23 protein-coding genes and 4 riboswitches are annotated in these 25760 nt (G+C 68.7%); of the genes, 10 read left to right on the plus strand and 13 right to left on the minus strand.

Annotated elements, in window-relative coordinates:
- The first annotated feature begins 2 nt into the window (after positions 1-2).
- A complete protein-coding gene (locus ACQP2F_RS32650) occupies positions 3-1205 on the plus strand; it encodes a cation:proton antiporter (RefSeq protein ID WP_433294263.1) in 1203 nt (400 codons plus the stop codon).
- Here ACQP2F_RS32650 and ACQP2F_RS32655 read toward each other — a convergent pair.
- Together ACQP2F_RS32655 and ACQP2F_RS32660 are read right to left on the minus strand one after the other, a co-directional pair.
- Positions 1202-3946, minus strand: coding sequence for an AAA family ATPase (locus ACQP2F_RS32655; protein WP_433294265.1), 2745 nt, complete (start codon positions 3944-3946; stop codon positions 1202-1204). The genes ACQP2F_RS32650 and ACQP2F_RS32655 overlap by 4 nt on opposite strands.
- A gap of 12 nt (positions 3947-3958) precedes the next feature.
- Positions 3959-6499: an AAA family ATPase gene (locus ACQP2F_RS32660; protein ID WP_433294267.1), complete on the minus strand. Its 2541-nt coding sequence runs from the start codon at positions 6497-6499 to the stop codon at positions 3959-3961.
- Positions 6500-6710: 211 nt separating this feature from the next.
- On the opposite strand from ACQP2F_RS32660, the gene ACQP2F_RS32665 reads away from it, so the two are divergent.
- The 6 genes from ACQP2F_RS32665 (at position 6711) to metE (ending at position 16122) form a co-directional block, all read left to right on the plus strand.
- Positions 6711-7130, plus strand: a complete 420-nt coding sequence (locus tag ACQP2F_RS32665) for a nuclear transport factor 2 family protein (RefSeq protein WP_433294269.1) — start codon at positions 6711-6713, stop codon at positions 7128-7130.
- Between the two features lie 44 nt (positions 7131-7174).
- Complete coding sequence (locus tag ACQP2F_RS32670; protein WP_433294271.1) at positions 7175-8803, plus strand: GMC family oxidoreductase; 1629 nt, start codon at positions 7175-7177, stop codon at positions 8801-8803.
- A gap of 436 nt (positions 8804-9239) precedes the next feature.
- Positions 9240-9454, plus strand: a riboswitch (cobalamin riboswitch).
- A gap of 113 nt (positions 9455-9567) precedes the next feature.
- Positions 9568-11946, plus strand: a complete 2379-nt coding sequence (locus ACQP2F_RS32675; RefSeq protein WP_433294273.1) for a ribonucleoside-diphosphate reductase subunit alpha — start codon at positions 9568-9570, stop codon at positions 11944-11946.
- Between the two features lie 47 nt (positions 11947-11993).
- Complete coding sequence (locus ACQP2F_RS32680) at positions 11994-12989, plus strand: ribonucleotide-diphosphate reductase subunit beta (RefSeq protein WP_433307676.1); 996 nt, start codon at positions 11994-11996, stop codon at positions 12987-12989.
- Between the two features lie 97 nt (positions 12990-13086).
- On the plus strand, positions 13087-13368 hold the full coding sequence (locus ACQP2F_RS32685) for a hypothetical protein (RefSeq protein WP_433294275.1): 282 nt from the start codon (positions 13087-13089) through the stop codon (positions 13366-13368).
- Positions 13369-13540: 172 nt separating this feature from the next.
- Positions 13541-13753, plus strand: a riboswitch (cobalamin riboswitch).
- Between the two features lie 116 nt (positions 13754-13869).
- Positions 13870-16122, plus strand: coding sequence for a 5-methyltetrahydropteroyltriglutamate--homocysteine S-methyltransferase (gene metE, locus ACQP2F_RS32690; RefSeq protein ID WP_433294277.1), 2253 nt, complete (start codon positions 13870-13872; stop codon positions 16120-16122).
- Between the two features lie 110 nt (positions 16123-16232).
- Here metE and ACQP2F_RS32695 read toward each other — a convergent pair whose 3' ends face one another.
- From ACQP2F_RS32695 to ACQP2F_RS32735, 9 genes are all read right to left on the minus strand, one after another.
- A complete protein-coding gene (locus ACQP2F_RS32695) occupies positions 16233-17168 on the minus strand; it encodes a CbtA family protein (protein ID WP_433294279.1) in 936 nt (311 codons plus the stop codon).
- An 18-nt stretch (positions 17169-17186) separates the two neighbouring features.
- Positions 17187-17414 (minus strand): CbtB domain-containing protein, encoded by a 228-nt coding sequence (locus tag ACQP2F_RS32700; RefSeq protein ID WP_433294281.1) that lies wholly within the window; start codon positions 17412-17414, stop codon positions 17187-17189.
- Positions 17415-17567: 153 nt separating this feature from the next.
- Positions 17568-17876, minus strand: a complete 309-nt coding sequence (locus ACQP2F_RS32705) for a hypothetical protein (RefSeq protein WP_433294283.1) — start codon at positions 17874-17876, stop codon at positions 17568-17570.
- Between the two features lie 63 nt (positions 17877-17939).
- A complete protein-coding gene (locus ACQP2F_RS32710) occupies positions 17940-18716 on the minus strand; it encodes a (2Fe-2S)-binding protein (RefSeq protein WP_433294285.1) in 777 nt (258 codons plus the stop codon).
- A gap of 5 nt (positions 18717-18721) precedes the next feature.
- The gene (locus ACQP2F_RS32715) at positions 18722-19582 is read right to left on the minus strand and encodes a MerR family transcriptional regulator (RefSeq protein WP_433294288.1); all 861 of its coding nucleotides are present in this window, start codon (positions 19580-19582) and stop codon (positions 18722-18724) included.
- A gap of 41 nt (positions 19583-19623) precedes the next feature.
- Positions 19624-19838: riboswitch (cobalamin riboswitch) on the minus strand.
- Complete coding sequence (locus tag ACQP2F_RS32720; RefSeq protein ID WP_433307678.1) at positions 19835-20170, minus strand: hypothetical protein; 336 nt, start codon at positions 20168-20170, stop codon at positions 19835-19837. It overlaps the preceding riboswitch by 4 nt.
- A gap of 39 nt (positions 20171-20209) precedes the next feature.
- Positions 20210-20734, minus strand: coding sequence for a LysE family translocator (locus ACQP2F_RS32725; protein ID WP_433294290.1), 525 nt, complete (start codon positions 20732-20734; stop codon positions 20210-20212).
- Positions 20731-21222, minus strand: a complete 492-nt coding sequence (locus ACQP2F_RS32730; RefSeq protein ID WP_433294293.1) for an acyl-CoA thioesterase — start codon at positions 21220-21222, stop codon at positions 20731-20733. Before ACQP2F_RS32730 ends, ACQP2F_RS32725 begins: the two co-directional genes overlap by 4 nt.
- A gap of 132 nt (positions 21223-21354) precedes the next feature.
- Positions 21355-21567: riboswitch (cobalamin riboswitch) on the minus strand.
- A gap of 313 nt (positions 21568-21880) precedes the next feature.
- On the minus strand, positions 21881-22369 hold the full coding sequence (locus ACQP2F_RS32735; RefSeq protein WP_433294295.1) for a Fur family transcriptional regulator: 489 nt from the start codon (positions 22367-22369) through the stop codon (positions 21881-21883).
- 112 nt (positions 22370-22481) lie between these two features.
- Between ACQP2F_RS32735 and ACQP2F_RS32740 the strand changes: the two genes are divergently transcribed.
- The 3 genes from ACQP2F_RS32740 to ACQP2F_RS32750 are packed head-to-tail and all read left to right on the plus strand — an operon-like array spanning position 22482 to position 24636.
- Entirely contained in the window at positions 22482-23633 is a 1152-nt protein-coding gene (locus ACQP2F_RS32740; protein WP_433294297.1) for a HoxN/HupN/NixA family nickel/cobalt transporter, read from the plus strand.
- A gap of 6 nt (positions 23634-23639) precedes the next feature.
- Positions 23640-24062: an N-acetyltransferase family protein gene (locus ACQP2F_RS32745; RefSeq protein WP_433294299.1), complete on the plus strand. Its 423-nt coding sequence runs from the start codon at positions 23640-23642 to the stop codon at positions 24060-24062.
- Between the two features lie 25 nt (positions 24063-24087).
- Positions 24088-24636: a GNAT family N-acetyltransferase gene (locus tag ACQP2F_RS32750; protein ID WP_433294301.1), complete on the plus strand. Its 549-nt coding sequence runs from the start codon at positions 24088-24090 to the stop codon at positions 24634-24636.
- Here ACQP2F_RS32750 and ACQP2F_RS32755 read toward each other — a convergent pair.
- A complete protein-coding gene (locus tag ACQP2F_RS32755; RefSeq protein ID WP_433294303.1) occupies positions 24614-24895 on the minus strand; it encodes a superoxide dismutase in 282 nt (93 codons plus the stop codon). The genes ACQP2F_RS32750 and ACQP2F_RS32755 overlap by 23 nt on opposite strands.
- Before the next feature lie 5 nt (positions 24896-24900).
- Positions 24901-25530 carry a superoxide dismutase gene (locus tag ACQP2F_RS32760; RefSeq protein WP_433294305.1) on the minus strand — a complete coding sequence of 210 codons (630 nt, stop codon included), beginning with the start codon at positions 25528-25530 and terminating at the stop codon, positions 24901-24903.
- Between the last annotated feature and the right edge of the window lie 230 nt (positions 25531-25760).

Raw genomic sequence — 25760 nt, forward strand, 5'->3', positions numbered from 1 at the left:
ACATGTCACTGATGTCGGCGGCGCTGATCTCACTGTTGACTCTGGTGGCACCGCTGCTGGTGCGTGCCCTTCGGGTCCCGGTCCCGGACATCGTCGTGCAGATACTGCTCGGCATAGTCGTCGGCCCGCAGGTGCTCGGATGGGCACACGCCGATCAGCCGGTGGTCGTACTTTCCGTGATCGGATTGGCGTTCCTGCTGTTCCTGGCCGGACTCGAACTGGATTTCGAGCATCTGCGGGGGCCGACGTTGTCAGTCGCCGTGCGTGGTTTCCTGATGTCGATGACACTGGCCGTGGCCGTGGGTACCGTTCTCAGCGCGATCGGCTTGGTGAGGTCGCCGCTGTTGATCGCGGTGATCCTGTCCGCGACATCCGTCGGCATCGTGATTCCGGTCCTCGCCGACACCGGCGACCTGACCACCCCGCTGGGCCGCCTTGTCACGGCGAGTGGTTCATTGGCCGAGGTGCTCCCGGTGGTCCTGCTGTCGTTGTTGTTCACCGAACACGGGGCCGGGCTCGGGAAACAGACGGCACTACTGCTGGCCTTCTGCGGCCTCGCGGCGACGGCAGTGGTCACGGTTCTCGGGATCGAGAGGTGGCCGTGGCTGACCCGGACCCTGGTAGCGCTGCAGGACACGACGGCTCAAATCCGCGTACGGGCCGCCGTGGCGCTCCTGCTGGGGTTCGCCGCGTTGGCGGTCCAGTTCGGGTTGGAAGCGATTCTCGGTGCGTTCCTTGCCGGCGCGGCGATATCCCTGCTCGACCGCGACCGGGCGATGAGCCACCGTCCGTTCCGGGGCAAGCTGCGAGCGGTCGGGTACGGTGCATTGATCCCGTTCTTCTTCGTGGCCACCGGCATGTCGCTCGATGTGCGCGGCTTTGTCGCCGATGCCGGCAACGCCGTCCGGGTGCCGCTGTTCCTCGGCGCTCTGCTGCTGGTTCGGGGCGTCCCGGCGCTGTTGTATCGCGCGATATTGCCGCGGGCGCGCCAGGTGGTCACGGCCGGGTTGTTGCAGTCGGTGAACCTCAGCATTCCCGTCGTGGGCGGTGCGATCGGCGTGCGGCTGGGAGTGATTCGGCCGGACGTCTACGTCGCGCTGGTCGTCGCGGGTCTGCTGTCCGTGATCGTGTTTCCGGTGGCCGCGTCGTTGCTGGCGGCGCAGAGGCCCACGCCGACCGTAGCCACCCGTGATGTCGTGGGTTAGGACGATGCCTGCAGCCGCGCCGCGAGCTGGCCTCGTGCGGTGATCTCGAGCTTCGGGAAGATGCGGTAGAGGTGCGACCCGACGGTGCGAGGCGACAGGAAAAGCCGCTCACCTATCTCGCGATTCGACAATCCTGTCGCGGCCAGGCGGGCGATCTGCAGTTCCTGCGCGGACAGGACCTGGTGCGGCGCCGGCTGATAATCGGCCGGCGTGCGCTCCCCTGCAGCCCTCAGCTCGGAGCGGGCCTGTTCTGCCCACATCGTCGCGCCCATCAGGTCGAAGGTCGTCTGCGCTGCGCGTAACGGCGCGCGGGACTCGCCGATGCGGCGCTGCCGTCGCAGCCAGGAGCCGTAGGCGAGTTGCAGTCGCGCTTTCGGCCACGGCCACCGCACCAGATCTTGGGCGAGTGCTCGGAGATAGCTTTGTTCGGCTTCGTCATCGCCGGCCAGAACCGCACGAGCATAGGCGAGGTGGATCTGCACAATCGGAACGAAGTCGCCCGCGAGCTCTCTGTCCAGCGCGTCGAGGACGTCTGCTGCCTCGGCTGAACGGTCGCAATGGGCCGCGGCCTCGGCGAGAAAGGTGATCGCGCGGTATCGCTCGGCGAGGTGAAAGGCGCTGTCGGATCGGTCGAAGACGCGGCGTAACTCGACGAAACCTTCGGCGTATCGTCCGGTCGCCACGGCGGCGATGCCACGGGCAAGTTGCACGCAAGCCAGCAGATCATTGAGTCGCCGGCTGTTGGCTTGCTGTTCGGCCCGCGCCGCCAGGGTGAGTGCGTGGTCGTACTGTCCGTATGCTGCGGCGACCATGGCGTTCAGGGAGAGCGTGCCGGTGCTCCAGGTGAGCTGGCCGGAGTCGTGGGCCACACGTTTGCCTTCCTCAACGCACGCGGTGGCTCTCTCCCAGTCCCCGACCTCGAGATGATCGAGGATCTGCATGGTCAGGACGTGCGAGAGCAACCCGAGCTGTCCCAGCTCACGGAGCTTGGTCTCAGCACGAGACGCGAAGTCGAGCATCCGTGCGGGATCGCCCATCGCGTGGGCCGCCATGGCGTACAGGCGCAGCGCGTCGCCGTCTACCGTGGTCTCCAGCGTGACCTTCGCTAACAGGTCGCGAACCCGGGGTGCCGTGGCAACGGGCTCGGCCACGGCCAGAAGCGCAACGAAACGCGGATCGTCGGCGACGGTTGGGTGGCGACCGGCTACGCGTTCGGCTACCGCGATCACGCCGCTGCGGGCGGCTGCGCCGGCGTCGGCCCACCAGCACCGCAGCGCCGCGGCCATCAGCAGGTTCAGGGTCAGGTCGGTTTCGCCGGCGGCAGCGGAACGCTCGGCGATCCCGCACAGCTCACGCACGCGCATGGAGTCGCCCGGTACGCCGTCGTTGAAGATCTCGCGCAACCATTCCATCCGTGCCTGATCAAGCTCGGTGAGCTGCTCGTTGCCGGCAGCGCTGACCAAGTTGTCGACTAGATCGGCGCGGCCGAGGGTGAACGCGTGCTGAGCGGCCAGCAGCAGCCGCCGGCCGCGGCGGCCCGAGTCACCGGTCAACTGCGCTGACCGTTCCAGCGCCCAGATGGCCGAGGTGACGGAGCCACGTCTGAGCGCGATCGCATGGTTGTCCTCGAGCGCGTCTGCGACGGTCTCGTCGACACCCACGATCGACTGGGCTTGGTGCCAGGTGCGGCGGTAGGGCTGGTCGCCCAGGACGGCGGCCAGCGCGGCATGGGCGGCCTGGCGGCGTAGCGGCGTCTCCTGTTGCGCGATGCCCGAGCGAACCAACGGGTGCCGGAAACGCAGTTGGCGCATGTCGTAGGACAGTAGGTCGGCCGCGGCGGCTGCCTCGAAGGCGGCGAGCGTCACGGGCACGCCGCTCAGGACGCCGGCCGCCGCCAGGATTTCCGGAAGGTCGTCGCTGTCGCTGACTGCCGCGATGAGCAGCGCGTCACGGGTGTCAGCAGGAACGTCGTCGAGCCGGGCGGCGAAGGTCCGTTCCAGCCGGGCTGTGAGCGGCAGAAACGAGCGGCCGCTGTCCGTGCTCGGCCGCGCAGGTGAACGCCAGGCCTGAGGCAGCTCGACCAACGCCAGCGGGTTGCCGCTGGCCTCGCGCAGGATGGCGGACCGGGCCGACGGATCAAGATCTGAAGCGTGGACGGTGAGCAGTTCTCGCGCTGCGTCGTCGGCGAGCCCGGCCAGGGTGGTGATTGGCACGTCCGTGCGCAGCAGGGGCGACACGTGCCCGGAGCGGATCGTGGCGATGATCGCGATCGGGTCGCGGTCGACGCGACGGGCAACGAACGCCAAGACCTCGTGCGAGGGTTCGTCGAGCCATTGCGCGTCGTCGACGGCGATGATGACGGGGTTTTGTGTTGCGGCTTCGCTGAGCAGGCTCAGCGTCGCCAGGGCGATGAGGAAGGGTTGAGGCGCCGGTCCGTCGTCCATCTCGAACGCGGTCAGCAAAGCCCGGCGCTGCGCCTCCGGCAGCACGGAGACAAGATCGAGGACGGGACGCAACAGCTGGTGCAGACCGGCGAAGGGAAGATCCGCCTCGGGCTCCACGCCGGCTGCTTGCAGCACTATACGGCCATGCTCCCGTCCATACTCCACAGCGGCGCGCAAGACGGTGGTCTTGCCGATGCCGGCATCACCGAGCAGGATCATCGCGCCGCCCCCATGGGAGTTGTCGATCATGGCGGCGAGGGAGGCCAGTACATCCGTTCGTCCGATCAGATGCTGCATGCGAGTATCGCCTCAGCCTAGGTGTGTGGTTCGCAACTGATGAGCCTGTCGGGACCAGTGTGTCGCGCCGATACGGTCGAAGGTAGCCAGAGCAGCCGTCAGCAGCCCGCCAGCTTCGCTCGCCCGGTCGTGGCGGCTCAGCCAGCTGCCGAACGCGAGCTGGGTGCGGGCCTGAATCCAGGGCCAGCGGGGCAGCTCGGGTGCGGCCAGGGCGGTGCGGAACAGCCGTTCCGCGCTGGTCGGGTCGGCGAGGACCGCGCGGGCGTAGCCGAGGTGCAGATGAAGGATAGGTGTGGGTGTGATCGCGGCGATCGGATCGAGTCCGCCGACGATGTCCCGGGCCTCGCGCACCCGGCCGGACCGGACGGCTGCCTCGGCGAGGAACATCAGACCGCCCATCCCTTCGCGGTGGTGGTACGTAGGGTCGGCCGGATCGAGGAGCTGTCGCAGTGTCTCGAAGGCCTCGTCGTCACGATCAAGAGTCAATAGGGCAATACCACGGGCCAGGCCCGCGACGGACAGCAGATCGTTGAGCCGACTACGGTGGGCGATCATCTCGCTGCGGGCGGCCATGTCGAACGCGGCGGGGGCGTCGCCCCGCAAAGCCAGTCCGATCGCCTCGCACGCGATGCTGCCGGCCGTCCAGATGGGCTGACCGGTGTCACCGGCCAGCGCCATCGCCTCGGAACTGGCTACTGCGGCTCGATCCCAGTCACCGATCTCGAGCAACACGATGACATGCATGCTCAGCGCGTGCACGAGCACGCCGAGGCGGTGCTGAGTCCGCAGCATCGCTTCGGCTGCGCTCAGGTAGTCATCGGCACGGGCGGAATCTCCGATGGCATGGGCGGCCATGCCGAGTAAACGGAGCCCGTCCGCGTCTTCGACGGCGGAGACCGGCGCGGCGGCGAGAGCCGCGGTGACGGCGGCAGCCCGCAGCACTGGCTCCGCCACGGCGACGGCGGCGATCGACCGGGCGTCGCCGCCGGCATGCAGCGCCGTCACGGATTGCACGACGCGGGCCCGAGCATCCGGGCCGGTGTCGGCCCACCAGCAGCGCAACGCCGCGCCCAGCAGCAGGTTCAACGCGAGATCCACCTCGCCGGCCGCCGCCGACCGGTCGGCGATGTCGCACAGCTCTCGCACCCGCCCGGCGTCACCGGGCACACCGTCGTTGAATATTTCTCGCAACCACTGCACGCGTGCGAGGTCAAGGTCGTCCAGTTCGCCCCGCGATGCCACGCTGACCAACCGGTGGACGAGCTGAGTCCGGCCCAGCCCGAACGCGTGCTCGGCCGCGGCAAGTAGCCGGCGACCGCGCCGAGTGGGTGACACAGTCAACTCAGCGGCCCGTTCCAAGCTGCTGATCGCCGTCAGCACCGCCCCCCGGCGCAGGGACGCGGCAACCGTGGCCTCGAGTGCATCGGCGACCGCATCGTCCGGCCCGATGATGGACTGGGCGCGGTGCCACGCCTGCCGGTACGGCGTCGCCACCACCTCGGCCAGAGCAGCATGGGCCGATTGACGCCGGGACAAGAGCTCGGTGTGAACAATGCCCGAACGTACCAGTGGGTGCCGGAATCTCAATCGGTCATGATCGAGCAGCACCAGCCCGGCGTCCGCGGCGGCCGCAAGCTCCGCTCGATCGACGGCCCGGCCGGCCAGGATGCCGGCCGCGGTCAACGTCTCGTCGGTATCCAGCCGGTCGTTGATCGCGGCTACCAGCAGGGCGTCTCGTGTCCCGGCGGGTAGTTCGGCGCAGCGACCGCCGAAGTCACGGGCAAGACGGTCCGACAGTGCGGACACGTCAGTTCCGGTCTCATCCGGATGCCACATTCCCGGCAGCTCGATCAACGCCAAGGGATTTCCCTGTGCCTGCTGCTCGATGCGCTGACGCTCGACCCCGGACAGCGACGGCGCGGCCCGCCGCAGCAGCGTCGCCGCGGCCGTCTCACTTAAGGGTTGCACGACGACACGTCGGTCGATGGCAGTCAGGACGGCCGGCATGGGGCCGGGAGCGTCGAGGCGCACCGTGGCGATCAGGCACACCGGCGCTGTCGAGGCGGCGACCCGACGTGCGACGACCGCCAAGCAGTCGGCGCTGGGCGGATCCAGCCATTGCGCGTCGTCGATCAGCACCGTGACGGGGCGGTGACGCGCCGCCGTGGACAACATGCCCTGCACCGCGGCGGCAATGAGGAACGGTTCGGGCTGGGCGCCCTCAGCCATACCGAACGCGGCGAGCAGGGCCTGACGCTCGGCGTCGGGAAGCGCTGAGGACTGATCGAGCACGGGCTCGAGGAGTTCGTAGAGCGCGGCGAACGGCAGGTGTGTCTCGACCTCGAACCCGGAGCAGGAGAGCACCTGACGTCCGCGACCGGCAGCCGCGGCCCGGGCCGCGGCCAGCAGAGCCGTCTTCCCGATGCCGGGTTCGCCGGTCAGGGCGAGGATTGCGCCGCGGAGACCGCCTTGCTCGAGGGCCTGTTCGATAGCGCCCAGTTCGTCCTCCCGACCCAGGAGCGCGGCCGGGGGCTCGGCGGGGCGTGGTGTCATGTCGCGCAACTTAACGACGGGACCGTCGTAGGCGGTATCAGTCGAGCGACTGCCTTTAGTGCTCGGCTCCGGTCGATGAGTCGCGCCTAGAGGGGCGCCCTGCGGCGACTGCAGCAACCGGGCAGTCGGCCGACCTATACCGGCATTCGGTACGCGTTCTTAGCGTCGATTGAGCCACCGAGAACCCGTGGATCACGACGAGAGGACCACCATGAGCACCTCCGGGACCGACATCGTCCGGCAGACCTACGCCGCTTTGGAGCGGGGAGACGTGTCCGCGCTGCTGGAGCTCTGCAGCCCTGAGATCACCGTCTACCAATCGGAGATCGTGCCCTGGGGCGGTCATCGCTGCGGCCACGACGGCCTGCTGACCTTCCTGCAGACCGTCATGTCCCACCTCGACAGCAAAATCGAGACCGGAGACCTGTACGCCGCCGGCGACCGGATCATTCAGGTCGGCCGCACCCAGGGAACGGTCCGAGCCACCGGCGAGCCGTTCGACGCGGCGGAAACCCACGTCTGGCAGGTCCGCGACGACAAGATCGTCGCGTTCGAAGCCTACGTCGACACCGACGAACTGTCCCGCGCTCTCATCGCACGCCGCCCGGACAACGACACACAGAACTCCTGATCCAGCACCGAAACCAACCCCTGTCCACGTGAGAGGTGCTCGCCATGACCAACCAGAAGGACAACGCCTTCGACTACATCGTCATCGGCGCCGGCAGTGCGGGATGCGTACTCGCGAACCGGCTCAGCGAAGACCCCGACCACCGCGTCCTGTTGCTCGAGGCCGGCGGACCTGACGACTCACCGGCCATCGCCATGCCCGTGGCCTTTCCGACCCTGTTCCACGGCCCGACCGACTGGGACTTCACCGCCCCCGCGCCCAACGGGCCCCGGCAGGCCCCCATCTACATCCCGCGCGGCAAAGTGCTCGGCGGCTCGTCGTCGCTGAACGCCATGATCTACATCCGGGGCAACGCCGTCGACTACGACGGCTGGGCCGCCGCCGGCGCTGACGGATGGACCTATCGTGACGTGCTGCCGTACTTCATGCGCGCCGAGGCCAACGAACGGCTGGCCGGCCCGTTCCACGGCACTGACGGGCCGCTGCACGTCGAGGACGGCGTCTACCACCACGAGCTGACCGACGCCTGGCTCGACTCCGTCACGCAGCACGGCCTGGACCTCACCGACGACTTCAACGGCGCCTCCCAGCTCGGTGCCGGCTACTACCAGACCACCACCTATCGACGGCACCGCTGGTCGACCGCAGCCGCCTACCTGCGTCCCGCCCTCGGCCGACCCAACCTGACGGTGCGCACCGGGGCGCTCGTGCAAACCCTGGTCGTGAAACAAGGCGCGGTCCGAGCAGTGCGCTACAGCATCGGCAACCAGGTCGTCGAGGCGGCCGCCGACGCAGAAGTCATCGTGAGCGCCGGCGCGATATCGTCCCCGCACCTGCTGCTGCGCTCCGGCATCGGGCCCGCCGACCACCTGCGCCGCCACGACATCGCGGTGCAGCTCGACCTGCCCGGCGTCGGCGCCAACCTCCACGACCACCCCACCCTGCCGATCATGTGGACCACGACAGGCACCACCGACCTGCGCTTCCTCGCCGCCGACCCCGCCGCGCAGGCCGAGTGGGCCGAACACGGCGACGGCCCGGCGTCATCGAACATCGGCGAGGCGGGCGGATTCCTGTCCACCACCGGTGGCATGGCGCCGGACATCCAACTGCACACCGCCGCGCTGCCCTTCGCCGACCGCGGCGACCCCGGTGCACCGGCCGCCTTCACCACACTCTTGACGGTGCTCACCCCGCCGGGCCGGGGGACCGTACGCCTGCGGGACCCCAACCCCGACACCGCCCCTGAGATCGACCTTCCCCTCTACGAGCGCGCCGACCGGGACCTGCTGTACGAGGGATACCGGCAGCTGATGTACCTATCCCAGGGCGCGAACCTCCGCCGGCTCTTCGACCAGCCATATCTGCGGGACCGCGACGATCTCGACAGCCACCAATTCGACACCTACGCGCGACAATGGATTCAGACGATTTACCACCCGGTCGGCACGTGCGCCATGGGCACCACCAATACCTCCGTCGTCGACCCGCAGCTGCGCGTGCACGGAATCGCCGGGCTACGCGTCGTCGACGCTTCGATCATGCCCACCGTCGTACGCGGCAACACCAATGCACCCACCATCATGATCGCCGAAAAGGCGGCCGACCTGATCGAGGGACGTCAAGCCCACGACCACCGGATCGCCCCCATCGAACTCGCGACCACCATGTAGGCCCTACCTTCGGTTGTTGCAGCCGCTCCGTTATGCCCGGAGGACGCCACACGCGGTCAGTCGAATCGGCTCGCGGCCTCCAAGGCGATATTGTGGCGCCGATCGTCACGCAGGCCCGGTTCAACCCCGGTGCCGGACGAGCGGCACCGGCAGGGGATCTGGTCTGAACAGCGGGGGCGCTGGCTGCGCTGCCGACCGCATTCGCATACGGGCTGGCTGGATCCCCAGCGTTGCCGCCACGTCAGACGGCGACGTCACGCCGGTCGGCCGGCCCGCGGGTCGGTGTCAGCTTCAGAAATAGCCGGCCGGACGCCGAACGGCGACAGGTGAACCGGGACTTCGGAAAGCAGATCACGGAAGGCGAGGCGGGGTGACCGTGAGGCGCGACACGCCGAATACACCATCTGGTGTTGCCTTCGATTGCGCCCACCCATATATGGTGTTGCTCGCAGCTGGTTCGAGCACCATCTCACGGTGACGCTCGAGGCAAGAGGGAACCCGGTGTGAGTCCGGGACTGCCCCGCAGCGGTAAGTGGGAACGAACGCCGTCACACAGCACTGGATCCGTACGGGTCTGGGAAGCGACGGCCGGTAGGCGACCGAATGGTCATGCCCGCGAGTCCGAAGACCTGCCAGCGCGCCGTACGCCACCGGGTGTGCGGCGGTTGAAGGCCGCGCGGGACGGCCGACGCCATCATGACGGCCGGACCGGGGCCGTCGGCGTCCCCGTGTGCCTGAACAGAGGCTTTTGGGGGGACGCGGAAATGACGGTCACGCAGGACAAGACAGCCGTGCCGGAGCAGCGGCGGCACGTGATGCAGGTACGTAAGCGCAACGGCGATCTGGAGACGGTCGACGTCAACAAGATCGTCAAGGCTGTCGAGCGGTGGGTAGCCGACCTCGACGAGGTGGATCCCCTGCGGGTCGCGACCAAGACGATCAGCGGCCTGTACGACGGCGCGACCACCGCCGAGCTCGACAAATTGTCCATTCAGACGTCGGCCGAGCTGATCGGCGAGGAGCCGCAGTACTCCAAGCTGGCCGCCCGCCTGCTCGCTGCGTACGTGGACAAGGAAGTTCGCCTGCAGGGGGTCGCGACGTTCAGCCAGTCCATCCGCTATGCCCACCAGCAAGGGCTGATCGGCGACGAGACCGCCGCGTTCGTCGCGAAGAACGCCCGCAAGCTCGACGACGCCGTCGACGTGACCGGTGACCTGCGATTTGAATACTTCGGGCTGCGTACGGTGGCCGACCGGTACCTGCTGCGCCACCCGCAGGAGCGTACGGTGGTCGAGACGCCGCAGTACTTCCTGCTGCGAGTCGCGTGCGGCCTGTCGCAGACGCCGGCTGAGGCGATCGGCTTCTACCGGCTCATGTCGAGTCTGGCTTATCTGCCCAGCTCGCCGACCCTGTTCAACTCGGGCACCCGGCACACCCAGATGTCGAGCTGCTTCCTGGTCGACTCCCCCAAGGACGAGCTCGACTCGATCTACGAGCGCTACCACCAGGTCGCGAAGCTGTCGAAGTTCTCCGGTGGCATCGGCATCTCTTGGTCGCGGGTGCGGGGCCGGGGTGCGCTGATCCGCGGCACCAACGGCAAGTCCAACGGCATCGTGCCGTTCCTCAAGACCCTCGACGCCGGTGTGGCCGCGGTCAACCAGGGCGGCCGGCGCAAGGGCGCGGCCTGCGTCTACCTCGAGCCGTGGCACCCGGATGTCGAGGAGTTCCTCGAGCTGCGCGACAACACCGGCGAGGAATCCCGGCGTACGCACAACCTGAACCTGGCCAACTGGATCCCGGACGAGTTCATGCGCCGGGTCGAGGCCGACGGTGACTGGTCGCTGATCGACCCGTCCGACGCGCCCGAGCTGCCCGACCTCTTTGGCGACGAGTTCGACCAGGCCTACCGAGCCGCGGAGAAGAAGGCCGTCAAAACCGTCAAGGCCCGGGACCTGTACGGGCGGATGATGCGCACGCTCGCGCAGACCGGCAATGGGTGGATGACGTTCAAGGACCGCGCGAACGCCCTGTCGAATCAGACCGGCGGCCCGGGCAACACGATCCACCTGTCCAACCTGTGCACCGAGATCCTCGAGGTCAACTCGGACGAGGAGACGGCGGTCTGCAACCTCGGCTCGATCAACCTCGGGGCGCACATCACCGACGGCGGCGTCGACTGGGAGACGCTACGCGCCACCGTCCGGACTGCGGTCGTATTCCTTGACCGGGTCATCGACATCAACTTCTACCCCTCGGAGCAGGCCGGGAAGTCGAACCCGCGCTGGCGGCCGATCGGGCTCGGGCTGATGGGTCTGCAGGACGCGTTCTTCCAGCTGCGGCTGCCGTTCGACTGCGCCGAGGCCAAGGACCTGTCGACGCGTGTGCAAGAGGAGATTTTCCTGACCGCGCTCGAGTCGAGCGTGGCCTTGGCTGAGCAGTTCGGCCCCCACCCGGCCTACCCGGAGACACGCGCTGCCAAGGGCGATCTACACCACGAGCTGTGGGGCGCCACCCCTGAGCAGACAGAGCGATGGGCCGGTCTCAAGGCCCGGATCGCCGAGCACGGCCTGCGCAACTCTCTGATGATCGCGATCGCGCCGACCGCCACCATCGCGTCGATCGCCGGCTGTTACGAGTGCATCGAGCCGCAGGTTTCCAACCTGTTCAAGCGCGAGACGATGTCCGGCGAGTTCCTGCAGATCAACTCCTATCTCGTCGGGGAACTAAAGGCTCGCGGCCTGTGGACCGCGGCGATCCGGGAGCAGATCAAGCGCGCCGAAGGCTCGGTGCAGGGCGTCGGCGAGCTGGCCGCCGAGGTGCGCGAATTGTTCCGTACGGCGTGGGAGCTGCCGCAGAAGGCGCTGATCGACCTCGCCGCCGCCCGCGCGCCGTACATTGACCAGTCGCAGTCGCTGAACCTGTTCCTGAGTGCTCCCACGATCGGCAAGCTCTCCTCGATGTACCTCTACGGCTGGAAGTCCGGCCTGAAGACGTCGTACTACCTGCGTTCGCGGCCCGCGACGCGCATCCAGCAGGCCACGGTGTCGGTCTCGGCCGCTGCCACGACGATCACCGCCGTGTCGGACGCAGAAGCGCTCGCCTGCTCCTTGGAAAACCCCGAAAGCTGTGAGGCCTGCCAGTGACCACCATTCCCGAACCCCGTACCGCGCCCGCCGAGACCCAGCGGCGGATGCTGCTCGACCCCGGCATGGACCTCACGCTGCGGCCGATGCGCTACCCGCACTTCTTCGACCGGTTCAAGGACGCCATCAAGAACACCTGGACCGTCGAAGAGGTCGACCTGCACAGCGACCTGGCAGACCTGTCCCGACTGTCCTCGGCCGAGCAGCACCTCGTGTCGCGGCTGGTCGCGTTCTTCGCCACCGGCGACACGATCGTGGCCAACAACCTGGTGCTTAACCTGTACCAGCACGTCAACTCGCCCGAGGGCCGGCTCTACCTGTCGCGGCAGCTGTTCGAGGAGGCCGTCCACGTCCAGTTTTATCTGAACCTGCTCGACACCTATGTGCCGAACGAGCAGGAGAGGTTCGAGGCGTTCGCCGCGGTCGAGAACATCCCGTCGATCGCGCGTAAGGCCGAGTTCTGCTTCAAGTGGATCGACTCGATCTACGAGATGCGCGAACTGAAGACCAAGGCGGACCGGCGGGCGTTCCTGCTCAACGTGATCTGCTTCGCCGCGTGCATCGAGGGCCCGTTCTTCTACGGCGCTTTCGCGTACGTGTACTTCCTGCGCTCACGCGGCCTGCTGAACGGTCTCGCGTCCGGCACCAACTGGGTGTTCCGCGACGAGAGCATGCACATGGCGTTCGCGTTCGACGTCGTCGACACCGTACGGCAGGAAGAGCCGGACCTGTTCGACGCCGAGATGGAGCAGCAGGTCCGCGACATGCTGTCCGAGGCCGTGGAGTGCGAGGTGCAGTTCGCCGCGGACATCCTCGAGCAGGGCGTCTCCGGCATGTCCCTGGCCGACATGCGCGAATACCTGCAGCACGTCGCCGACCGGCGGCTCGAGGTGCTCGGCATCGCACCGGTCTACGGCAGTAAGAACCCGTTCGCGTTCATGGAGTTGCAGGACGTCCAGGAGCTGTCGAACTTCTTCGAGCGGCGCGTCTCGGCGTACCAGGTGGGTGTGACCGGCTCGGTGTCGTTCGACGACGATTTCTGACCGTCATGGCCGGCGCCGGGTGTCAACCGGCGCCGGCGAGTCGTCACGGCTTGCCAGCCGGGTTGCGACGCTGATGCGACAAGGTGGCTGGCGCCAGGTGACGGTGACCGCCTCGATGGGACATCTCGGCACCGACGTCACGGGTATCGGCGCGGATGGCCAACGCTGGGTGCTGCGCTGCCATCTCGATCCGGCCGGGCTCGCTCCGGCCGACGTCCACCGATTCGCCGATGCGGTTCGGCTGATGCAGCGCGGAGATCTCATCATGATCGTCGTCGGTGGCTCCGCCTCCGAGCCCGTGCTGCAGGCGGCGGTTCAGGCCAGCGTCACCATCGTCGACGCCGCAAGCCTGTCATGGTGGGAAAACCTGCAGGCGTGACTCCCGCGGGATTGTGCACCACCGCGGCGATCTGCGCAGACACGCTCTGGCGGTTCCTTCGACCATGCGGCCTTGCTGCGCAACGGACATCGGATAACCAGTCAGCTATCCAGCGCTCCGGCCGTTGTCCCGTACGGCGGACGCCCTCACACTATTGCGCCGTGCAGCCCGTACGATGGTCGGCGGTGCTGGTTCGCCCTGCCCGCCAGGCGGGGTGTCGTAAGAGGGAACCCGGTGTGAGACCGGGACTGCCCCGCAGCGGTGAGTGGGAACGAAAGCCGTCAACGAAGCACTGGGCGCAAAGAAAGCGTCTGGGAAGCGACGGCCGGTAGGCAGAAGCAGTGCGCCCACGAGTCCGAAGACCTGCCAGCGCTGCGTGCACCGCCGGTGTGCGCTGCCGACGACCCCTCGGGAGGGTCCGGGCAGAAGCCGGTGCTGCGCCGCGCCTTCCTCCCCCCTTCCCGTGTGCCGTCGGGCACTTCGAGGGAAGGACTCCCTGTCGTGACAACCGCTTTCGGGCCCACCCCGTTCGGACAGAGCACTGTGCTCGGCTACCCGCGCATCGGCGCGAATCGGGAACTGAAGAACGCTGTCGAGGCCTACTGGGCCGGCCGGATGAACGCCGCCGAGCTGGAGGCCGTCGCCGGGGTTCTGCGGGCTGAGGTCTGGCGGACCCTGCAGAACGCCCGCCTCGACGCGGTCCCGTCCAACACGTTCTCCTACTACGATCACGTCCTGGACACCGCCGTCGCGGTCGGTGCGGTCCCGCAGCGCTTCACGCGCCTCGGCCTGTCCGATCTCGACACGTACTTCGCGATGGCCCGGGGTGTCGACGCCGAGCCCGCACTCGAGCTGACCAAGTGGTTCGACACCAACTATCACTACCTGGTGCCGGAGATCAGCCCGGAGACGGTCTTCGCCGCCGATCCGGCGAAGGCTTTGCAGGAGTACACCGAGGCGGCCGAACTCGGCATCATGACCCGTCCGGTGCTGGTCGGGCCGGCTACGTTCCTGCTGCTGGCCAAGGGTGAGGATCCGTTCGCCCGCCTGGACGAGCTGGTCGCCGTGTACGCCGACATCCTGCGCCAGCTGGCCAAGGCCGGCGTCGCCTGGGTGCAACTCGACGAACCCGCCTACGTCGCCGACCGTACTGCGGACGAGATCGACGCGCTGCGCCGGGCGTACGCGACGCTGGGCGAGTTGGAACAGCGGCCGCGGATCTTCGTCGCCACCTACTTCGGTGAGCTCGGCGACGCCCTCCCCGCTTTACTGGACACCCCGATCGAGGCGCTCGGCCTCGACCTGGTCGCCGGCGAGGGCAACCTGGCCGGGCTCGCCGCGGCCGGTCCGCTGCGGGACAAGACGATCGTGGCCGGGCTGGTCGACGGGCACAACATCTGGCGTACGGACCTGCGCGCCGCCGTCGCAGCCGGCGCGACCGTCGCCGGGCTCGCCGACCACGTGTCCGTGTCGACGTCGTGCTCTCTGTTGCACGTTCCCGTCGACCTGTCGGTCGAGACCCACCTCGACCCCGACCTGTACGCCCGGCTCGCCTTTGCTCGGCAGAAGGTCGACGAGGTCGTCCTGCTCGGCAAGGGGCTGCGCGACGGCACCGCCCACCTGCCCGACCCGCTGCCGCCGATCCCGGCGTCGTGGCGCCACGACGACGTCCGGGCGCGGCTGGCGGCGCTGACCCCGGCCGACCGGCAGCGCGGCACCTACACCGAGCGGGCGGCCGTCCAGCAGGCCCGCCTCGGCCTGCCGGACCTGCCCACGACGACGATCGGGTCGTTCCCGCAGACCGGTGAGCTGCGTAAGGCCCGAGCCGCGTTCAAGAAAGGCGAGCTCGACGAGGCCGGCTACACCGAGCGGATGAAGGCCGAGATCGAGCACGTCATCCGCCTGCAGGAACAGCTGGGCCTCGACGTGCTCGTGCACGGCGAACCCGAGCGCAACGACATGGTCCAGTACTTCGGCGACCAGCTCGACGGGTTCGGCACCACCGAATTTGGCTGGGTGCAGTCCTACGGCTCCCGCTGCGTCCGGCCGCCGATCATCTACGGTGATGTGGCCCGCAAGGCGGCGATGACCGTCTCCTGGTCGGTCTTCGCCCAGTCGCTGACCGGCAAGCCAGTCAAGGGCATGCTGACCGGCCCGGTCACGATTCTCGCGTGGTCGTTCGTCCGCAACGACCAGCCCCGCGCCGACACAGCCGACCAGGTCGCGCTCGCCCTGCGCGACGAGTGCCACGACCTGGAGGCGGCCGGCATCACGGTGATCCAGGTCGACGAGCCGGCGCTGCGCGAGACGCTGCCGCTGCGTAAGGCCGACCAGAAGGCGTACCTGGACTGGGCGGTCGGCTCGTTCCGGCTGGCCACCAGCGGGGTCGCCGACGACACCCAGATCCACACCCACCTGTGCTATTCCGAGTTCGGCGAGATCATCACCGCCATCGACGCCCTGGACGCCGACGTCACCAGCATCGAGGCGTCCCGGTCCAAGATGGAGGTCCTGGACGACTTGGCCGCGATCGGTTACAGCCGAGGCGTCGGGCCGGGCGTGTGGGACATCCACTCGCCGCGGGTGCCGTCGCACGACGAGGTGGTGTCGTCGCTGCGCCGCGCGGTCGATGCGGTCCCGGCGCGGCGGCTGTGGGTCAACCCTGACTGCGGGCTGAAGACCCGCGGCTACCCGGAGGTCGAGGCCTCCCTCAAGCGCCTCGTCGCGGCCGCCGCCGTGGTACGCGGCAACTGATCTTTAGCTGAGACCCCGGGCGGCGCCGGCCCCCCTCCGGCGCCGCCCGGCTCCATCAACGCCAACGGCACGGTCCATCGCGGACCGGGCCGTGGTGACGAGCGAAGGGATCAGGCGACCGTCAGCCGCTCCGGCGCGGAGTCCGGCTCCGGCGCGGAGGTTGTAGTAGGCCGTCGGCGTGTGACGCCGAGCATCCGGTCGACGAGCGCGCCGAACGTCAGCGCGAGCACCGTCCAGATGATGGCCTGGTTGATCAGCGAATACCAGCGGAACTTCCACAGCAGGTCGGCGTCGAAGCCCGGGTAAACGATCTGGCCGGGCGCGAACGTCTTACCGTCCACCGTCAACGGGGTGTCGAGAATGTTGACGATCGGCTGTGGTGTCTCGGTGGCCGCCCGGACGTACCCGAACTGGCTCGTCGCGTCGACGTTGGCGTGCAGGTTGCCCAGCGACGGCAGCAGCCCGATGTAGACGCCGTAGACGACCAGGAACGCCACCGCCGAGCCGACGATCGCGGTCACCCAGCCGAACCGAGGCGCCAAACGGCGGGCCAGCACGATCGCCAGGCCGAGCAGGACCAGCGACACCAGCACGGTGGCCAGGTAGAGTCGGCCGCGCTGCACGATCGTGAAGTCGTGGCCGATCGCCGGCGGGTTGGCCGGGTACCTGACGAACGGCAGAAGGTAGACGCCGGCGAAGCCGAACGCGGCGATGCCCCAGATCAGGTTGCGCGGGCGTACGCCGAACCGGCCGTGCAGCACCACGTAGGCGACCGCCACGAGGGCGCCCATCGCGGCGGCGAAGCCGATGATGCCGGTGGCGATACCGATCGTCGACTGGATCGAGCGGGAGAAGATCTCCGGGCCCTCAGCCGACGTCGGTCGGCCGGCCGCCTGGTTGAGCGCGTCGAGGATCGAGCCGCGGCCCTCTTCGTAGTCGATGGCCTTGTCGACGAGAGGCTCGGCGAAAATGTAGGCGAAAACCCAGGCGAGGAGGCCGGCGAAGGCACCGGAGACCGCCCCACGCCAGATAGCGCGGAGTTCCATGAGTGTCTCAGTCCCGGATCAGTGGCAGGGGAAGCCGAGGAAGTGCCGCGAGTCGTGAACCCACTCGTGGACGACCATCGACTTGCCGAACACCGAGACCATGCCCTCATCGACGCCGATGAAATAGTACGCGAGCAGCGCGAGCAGCACGGTGATGCCGAGAACGAGAACGACCCGCGTAGTCGACAACGCCTCGGGCGAGACGGTCGCGGTCGGTTTGGCAGCGGGTACGGGAACAGTCGTCATGAAGCCTCCTCAGGGATGATGCGTCCCTCATCGATACCGGCGTAGCGACGACGAAGTATCTGACTACAGCCCCGACCTCACATCGTGGCCTCACAGTGGCGCAACCGCCCCGGACTCGCACCGGGTTCCTTACATCGTCACATCGAGCCGAGCCTAGGTCCGCTCGCGAGCAGGGTCAACATCACGGTGTTTCGGCCGCTGCGCGACAAGCCCCGCGATCTGACACGCCGGACACTCGGAACGGTCCGGATCGGCACAGACGAGATGATTGGTCACGAGCCATTCGATACGGTCGAGAAGCGCCGCAAGATCATGGATCTCCCGGGACAGCCGATGCATCCGCGCGTCGCGAGCACCAAGCCGGCGGCGCCCGGCGAGCAGGCTTTCGTACAGCTCAACCGGGATGACGACGCCATCCTGACCGTCGATCTCGACGTGCGGCGGCGGAGGATGCTTGGTCATCCTGAGCGTCGCTCCCTCCGGCGTGACGATCCTTACAGCGCTCGCCGTCCGAACAGTAGCGCGTCACCGCTGGAGAAATCGCTCCCAGTAATCACGGCGCTCCGCCTCGGGCGTCAAGACGCAGTCGCCGCAAGTGCCCCCGCCGGGGATCCGGTAGTACAGGCAGCAGTTGCGGCGGACCAGAAACCAGCGGTCCCGGTCGGGATCCGGATGGTGCAACGTCGCCATCCCGGCCAGTGGCGGCACGGTCAGCATCTCGGCGACGGTCGTGGCGGCGCGTTCGGCGGCGGCCGGGTCGCCAGCGTTGTCGGCGATCATGCCGGCCGCGCCGCCGAGCGCCGATGCCACGTTGCCCCACAGCACCTGCGGCGACAGTGTGAACCGGTGCCGGAAGACCTCCAGCACCGGCCCGACCAGACCGACGACCGCCGTACGGGTCAGCACTCCTCCCGCGTCGCCGCCGGCGCGGTGGAGAGAGTCGTAGGCGATCGGGACCGGGCCACCTTCGACCGGACGCCACCACAACCGGCCCGGATCAGCCAGGGGCACCACGCCCGTGAGCGCGGCCGCCCCGAGCAGCGGCGACAGCAGCCGGGCGGCCAGGCCGAGGAAGATGGTCGAGGCGACCACCCGCTCGCCGATCTGATCGGGGCCGAGCCCGGACATCCGCATGATCACTTGCTGGCCAGCGGTGACTCGCTCGGCGATGACCTCCGGTTCCAGCAGATCGGCCAGGGGCCGCCAGCCGGCGGCCGTGCGACGGGGCTGCCAGGCGAAGTACGGTCCGAGCCCGGCGGCGGCCTCCAGGGCCGGACCGGCACCGTACTGTTCGGCAGGCACGCCGCTCACTCTATGACCAGCCCGGTTACGGCGGCGACGGCGTCGGCCAGGGTCACGGTGGTGACCTGATCATCCCAGCCTTGCCCGGCGGTGATGACGGTCGGCCGCCACGGGAGGCTGTCGGCGACCGTAGCCAGCAGTCCGGGCATCGCCGGGTGCCGGGCGTGGCTCCACAGGACGACGGCTGCGGGGTGGCTGCGGGTGATCGCGTCGGCCAGCGTCTGCCGGGAAAGGCCGGCACCGAGGTGGATCGACGCGATCTGCTGCTCGGCTAGGGCGGCGGCAAGCGCGTCTAGGGCCGCGACGTCGCGGCCGGCGTCCACGGCGATCAGCAGTGTGCGTACCGGCGAACCGGCCGGCGGCCGTGCAACTGCCGCGAACACCTCGCTCAGGGCCCGGCTGAGCACGCGCCGGGCCACCGCTTTTCGTGTCTCGGCGTAGCGGCCCTGGCTGATCAACACGTACGCCGGCCCGGCCAGGGTGTGGTAGGTGTGCACGACTCCGTGGGCGGTGACCGCGGCCCGCAGTGTCTCGTGCAGGCTCAGCACGTCGAGGCGGCGGGCGGCCCGGGCCAGCCCGCGCGCCGCTGACTGTGTGCTCTGGTCGGTCACCGGATGCTCGGCCGGCCACGGGGTGACCTCGCGGCGCGCCATCCGGGCGGCTTCGGCGGCCGGCATGCCGCGAGCGGTGAGCCGGGCCATCACGGTCAGCGCGGCCACGTCGGGCGGCGTGTAGCGCCGGTGCCGGCCGGCCTGATGCCCGGTCGGGCCGAGCCCGTAGCGCTGATGCCAGGTACGCAGCGTCGTCGGGGCCACGCCGAGTCGCCGCGCGAGTAATCCGGGGCTGAGCCCCCTGGTGTCATCCACCGCCGACCCGCCCTCGAGGTCACCGACAACGACCACACCCGCATCGGGTGTGGGCAGTGGCAGGTCTTCGGACTCGTGGGCGTCCGGCACGCTTCCTACTGGCCGTCGCTTCCCGGACCCAGCTCGGGTCCAGTGCTCTGTGACGGCGGTCGTTCCCACTCACCGCTGCGGGGCAGTCCCGGAATCACACCGGGTTCCCTCTTACGACGCTCACCCCCGGCCAGGGGCGGGCGAACCGACTGCCCCCACAGCTTACTGCCGGCCAGGCGCTGTAATCACCGACAGCTCCAGCGGCGCCGGGATCTCGGCCTGCCCCGGGCCGCCGGCGTGTACCCAACCGAGCAGGTCGGTGAGGATCGCGTCGTCGAGGACCAGTCCGAACCAGACCGGCCGGGCGCCCGAGCGGCGGGCTGTCGCGGTCGGGTGGACCACCATGACGTTGGCCTGCTCGCACACGTCCAAGCACACACTGGTCCGCACCCGGTGGCCGTCGCCGATCTCGGCGCGCAGCCGGTCGAGCTGAGCGTCGTGATCGGTCGACGGATGCTTGAGCGCGTTACCGCAACAGCAGTCTCGGCACACCGTCACCGTGCATCCGTCGATGATCGTTTCGCTCACCGGCCAACTTTAGCCAGAGCGATCAGCCGCGGGTGGCGTTGGAGTAGGGGCACACCTGGTGGCGCCGGTCCGCTCCTCGGGAGAACTCATCGGATCACCCCCACGCCAGCCGGACGCCGAGCGCGACGCAAACGGCCGCGCACCCCCCCAGTTGAGCCACCGTGCCGTACGGCCGCGGGCCAGCCGCGCGCCGAGCCGCCCCGCCGTGGCGGCCAGGGTGATGTCCACGGCGAGCTGTACGGTGATGAACAGGACGCCAAGGGTGATCAGCTGGCCGGTCACCTGCCCGGCGGCGGGCCGTACGAACTGCGGCAAGAACGCCACGCTGAACAGGATCATCTTCGGGTTGAGCAGATTCGTCACCAATCCCCGCACGAAAGCGTTACCGGTCGCGACACCGAGCGCGGCGACCATGCCGGCCCGGGCGCCGTAGCGGCCGGCGTTGGTGATCACGAACATCATGTCCGGACCGGGAGTGATCATCAGCAGGACGATCGCGGTCAGGTAGCCCAGCAGCACCGACGTCGAGATCACGGCCGTCCCTCCAGCGCGCCCCGCAGGGCGAGACGGTGCCGGCGGCGGATCTCCGCCTGATGGAAGGCCTGCCGGTCCTCGTCGGTCTCCGGCAACAGCGCCGGCACAGTACGCGGTTTGCCGTCGTCGTCGACCGCGACCATCACCAGATGGGAGGTAGCCACGACCGTTGGCGGCACCGCCCGGTCCCACCGGTCGGCGGTGACCTTGACTGCGACCTCCATCGAGCTGCGCCCGGCCCAGGTGATCCGGGCCTGCACGTGCACGACGTCACCGACCCGAACGGCCTGCAGGAACAACGTCTCGTCCATCGCCGCGGTGACCGCGGGACCATCGGAGTGGCGGGCCGCGACGACCCCGGCGACCGAGTCGATGAGGTTGAGGATCCGGCCGCCGTGCACCGTGCCCATCAGGTTGGTGTGGTGCTGGTCCATGATCTGCGACAGGGTCAGTTGCGACGCCGACGGCGCACGACCAGATTCTGTCATCGCTACCTTCCGCTCCGTTCCGCGACCAACGATCGCGCGGAAGGCAGACAGCGGGCAGCGCCCCGGTCTCGGCTCGCCGGTGACGTTGACATGTCCGGCCCACCCGCGAGGCCGACAGCAAACGCACGCCGGGCGGCGTACGCGACGCGGGCAGGTCTTCGGACTCGCGGGCAGCCAACAAACGCCTACTGGCCGTCGCTTCCCAAACCCGTGCGAAGGGGTTCAGTGCTGTGTGACGGCGGTCGTTCCCGCTCACCGCTGCGGGGCAGTCCCGGAATCCCACCGGGTTCCCTCTTACGACACCCCACCAAGGAGATCGGGTGAACCAGCGCTGAGGCCGAGCATAGCGATCTGGCGGCGACGGGCGACGCGATGCTTATCACCCCAGCCATTCACCGCAGCCACGCATCACCAGCCTCTCTTATGCTGCGGGTGGGCGGCTTACCTGGATCACCGAACCGGCCCCGGCCGTGCTCGCCTCCACGTTCCTGACCTCGACCGCCGGAGCGGCCGGCTATCTCGTTTTCGCGGCAACGACCGGCGGCCACCTCAACCCCGACTAGATTCTGGGCCTGCTCAGCGGTCTCGGCGGCGGTTACCTCGGTGCCCGCCTGCAACCACATCCGCCCGAGCGAGCACTACGCCTGCTCTCGGGGTGCTAACGACCGCCCTCGCTGTTCAGTACGCCATCCAGGCCGCCGCCGGCCGCTGACGCTGTCGAGCACCGCGCGCAGCGGCCGGTGAGGGTCAGGCTCTGACCGGCGAAGGAGAAACCGGTCCGCGACCCGACCATGGTCAGCAACTCCTGCACACCGTCCGCGGCGGCAACTTCGGCGACGCGTCCGCAGTCGCCGCAGACGACGTGATGATGCGGGCGGTCGGCCAGCCCGTAACGGGCCTCGCCGCGCCGGTCGAGGCTGTGCACGACGCCCTCGTCGACGAGCACCTGCAACGCCCGGTAGACCGTGGAGTGGTCCAGCTGCGGATGGGCCGGAAGCAGGGTCTCGTAGATCCGCCGCGGCGACAGGTGCCGCTCGGCGTCCATCAGCGTGCCGACGATCGCGTTCTTCGCGAAAGTCCACCGGCGGCCACCAGCGCGGACGTGATCCCGGATCGCGTTGAGCCGAGCATCTGCTTCCGCTGTCACTACGCCTCCCCGGTCCCAGTTGCCACAATCACGCTATCGCCACAACCTTGCAATAGTAGATCCGTGCGGGTTAGCGTCCGGGTATCGAGCACCCTCGCGGAAGAAGACAGACGTGACCGATACCCAGATGGCCGTGGACGTGTCCCGCTTCTCCCGATTCCGGCAGAGCCTGACCCCGCAGGACTGGAGCTCGCTGGCCGGCATGGGCGCCTTCATCGTCCTGCTGCACGTCATCGGGTTCGTCACGCTGCTCGGCTTCGTCGCCCCGAAACACTTCAGCCTCGGCGGCGACCACCCCGTCTTCACCGTCGGCGTCGGCATCCTGGCCTACACCTTCGGCCTGCGGCACGCCTTCGACGCCGACCACATCGCAGCGGTCGACAACACCACCCGCAAGCTGATGCAGGACAACACCAACAACGGCGGCGGCCGCAAACCGCTGTCGGTCGGCTTCTGGTTCTCCCTCGGCCACTCCACGATCGTCTTCTGCCTCGCCTTCCTGCTCTCGGTCGGCGTCAAGGCCCTGGCCGGGCAGGTCGAGAACGACGACTCAGAACTGCACTCGGTCACCGGCGTCATCGGCGCCTCCGTGTCCGGGGTCTTCCTGTGGATCCTGGGCATCCTCAACCTGGTCGTGCTGTTCGGCATCATCAAGGTCTTCCGCGACCTGCGCCGCGGCGTCTACGACGAAGAAGCCCTGGAGGACCAGCTCAACAAGCGCGGCTTCATGAACCGGTTCCTCGGCGGCCTGACCAAGAGCGTCCGCAAGGCCTGGCACATCTACCCGATCGGCGTCCTGTTCGGACTCGGCTTCGACACCGCCACCGAGGTCGGCCTGCTCGTCCTGGCCGGCGGGGCGGCCGCGTTCAACCTGCCGTTCTACTCGATCCTCGTTTTGCCGATCCTGTTCGCCGCCGGCATGTGCCTGATGGACACCATCGACGGGGTGTTCATGAACGCCGCCTACGGCTGGGCGTTCGCCAAGCCGGTCCGCAAGGTCTTCTACAACATCACCATCACCTCGATCTCGGTCGCCGTCGCCCTGATCATCGGCACCGTCGAACTCATCGGGGTGCTGGCCGACCAGGCCAACATCACCACCGGCCCGCTCGCCGCGATCGCCGACATCCCACTCGACTACGCCGGCTACGGCATCGTCGGCCTGTTCTTCCTCGCCTGGATCGTCGCCATCGCCGTCTGGCGGTTCGGCCGAGTCGAGGAACGCTGGTCGGCCAACCTCGCCCCCTCCGCCGCTGCGGAGTAGCCGACAATGCGGCTGACGGTTCACGCGGCCACGGTCTCCGACATCGGGCTGCTGGCCGCGCTCAACCGGCAGCTCATCGAGGACCAGCGGCATCACAGCACCGCCACCGATGACGAACTGGCCGATCGGATGCGCCGCTGGATCACCGGCGAGGTGTATCACGTGGCGGTCGTCGAGGACGACGGCGAGCCGGTGGCGTACGGGGTGTGGCGCGACGACGAGGACGGCATCTACGTCCGCCAGTTCTTCGTCGTCCGCCACCGCCGCCGCACCGGCCTCGGCCGGCAGGCGTTCACACTCCTGGCGGGCGGATGGCGGCGGGCGCCGGTCAGGCTCGACGCGCTCGTGCACAACGAACGCGCGCTCGGGTTCTGGCGGGCGCTGGGCTTTCGCGACTACAGCATCATCCTCAGCCGCGACACCGCCTGACCAATCGCTGGAGAGGAGCGCGGCCGTGGTGACGATCGTGGGCGTGGACGCTGCCGGCCTGCGCGAGCATCAGCAGCAGCTCGCGGTGATCTACCGGCAGTGCTTCGCCGCGCCGCCGTGGAACGAACCGGCCGCCGAGACCGACGGCTACCCGGACCGGCTGCACCGGCAGACGAGCTACCCCGGCGCCCGCGGCGTCATCGCCCGATCCGGCACCACCGTGGTCGCCGCCGCCTACGGCTGGCCTGCGCCGGCGACCCTGCCCGAAGCCACTGAACACGACCGCGCGGTTCGCGACGCCGTACCGCCGGAGCTGGCCGCGTTGCTGGTGGCCCCGGCCCTGGTGGTGGCCGAGCTGATGGTCGCCCCGTCGTGGCAGCGGCAGGGCCTCGGCCGCCGGCTGCTGGCCGAGCTTGTTGCCGATGCCCCGCGAGCGTGGCTGGCCACCCATCCGCAGGCCCCGGCGGTCGCGCTCTACGAGCAGACCGGCTGGCAGCGGCAGTTCACCTACCGGGCCGGCGGGCATCCACTAGTGCTGTTCACTAAGGACCTCACCCTGCTGGCGGTCCGCTGATCGCCGCGGCGGCGATGTGCAGGCTGAGTTCCTGGACCAGCTCGTCCATCGACTGGCCGGTCTGCGCGCGCAGAATGCTCAGCGCGAGTTCGGCCAGCAGCTGAAACGAATGGGCGCGGGCGTCCGCATCCGGGAAGGCAGCCAGCAGCTCGGCGGCGCCGTCGAGGTCACCGCGGTGTTTGGCCGCGATGGCCCCGGCGGCGCGCTGGGCGCCGGCGAACGCCGCAGCGGCGGCCGCGGCCGGGTCGGCGTCACCCATCAGCGTCAGGGAGCGACGATGATCGGGTTGCCGGCGGCCCGGGCGGCGTCGAACCGTTTCGTGACATCGACCCAGTTGACCAGGTTCCACAGCCGGTCGACGTAGTCCGGCCGCACGTTCTTGTACTGCAAGTAGTAGGCGTGCTCCCAGGCGTCGAACACCAGGATCGGCGTCGAGCCCTGCCCGACGTTGCCGTGATGGTCATACACCTGCTCGACGATCAGGCGCTGCGACAGTGGTTCCCAAGCCAGCACGCCCCACCCGGAGCCCTGCACGCCCTTGGTCACGGTCGACAGCTGGGCAGCGAACGCGTCGAACGAGCCCAGGTGCTCCTCGATCGCGGCCGCGAGTTCGCCGTCCGGCCGGTCGGCGCTGGATCCGGGCCGCAGGTTGTTCCAGAAGATCGAGTGCAGCACGTGCCCGGACAGGTTGAACGCCAGGGTCTTCTCCAGGCCGACCAGGGCGTGGTAGTCGCCCTTGTCGCGGGCCTCGGCGAGCTGGTCGAGGGTGTCGTTGCTGCCCTTGACGTACGCGGCGTGGTGCTTGCTGTGATGCAGCTCGAGAATCTGCCCGCTCATGGCGGGCTCGAGCGCGCCGTAGTCGTAGGGCATGTCGGGAAGCGTGTAGATCGCCATGACCCACAGCCTTCCCTTATTGCCATACTTTGGCAACTACCTCACGATGGCAATCGGGCGTTGAGCCCACCGCAGGCGGCACTCACCGCTGTTCGCGGTGTGAAGTGGCGTCTTGAGGCGTCTCGGCCGCGATGATCCAGCTCGCCGGGACGCCTTGCGCCGGCTCATCCTTGGCGGGCTCGACAAATACGGCGGCCACGGCCAAGGAAGGGCCAACCCCGACGGCATTA

Origin of the sequence: Actinoplanes sp. CA-030573, from assembly GCF_050951115.1 — a bacterium.
Classification (GTDB): Bacteria; Actinomycetota; Actinomycetes; order Mycobacteriales; family Micromonosporaceae; genus Actinoplanes.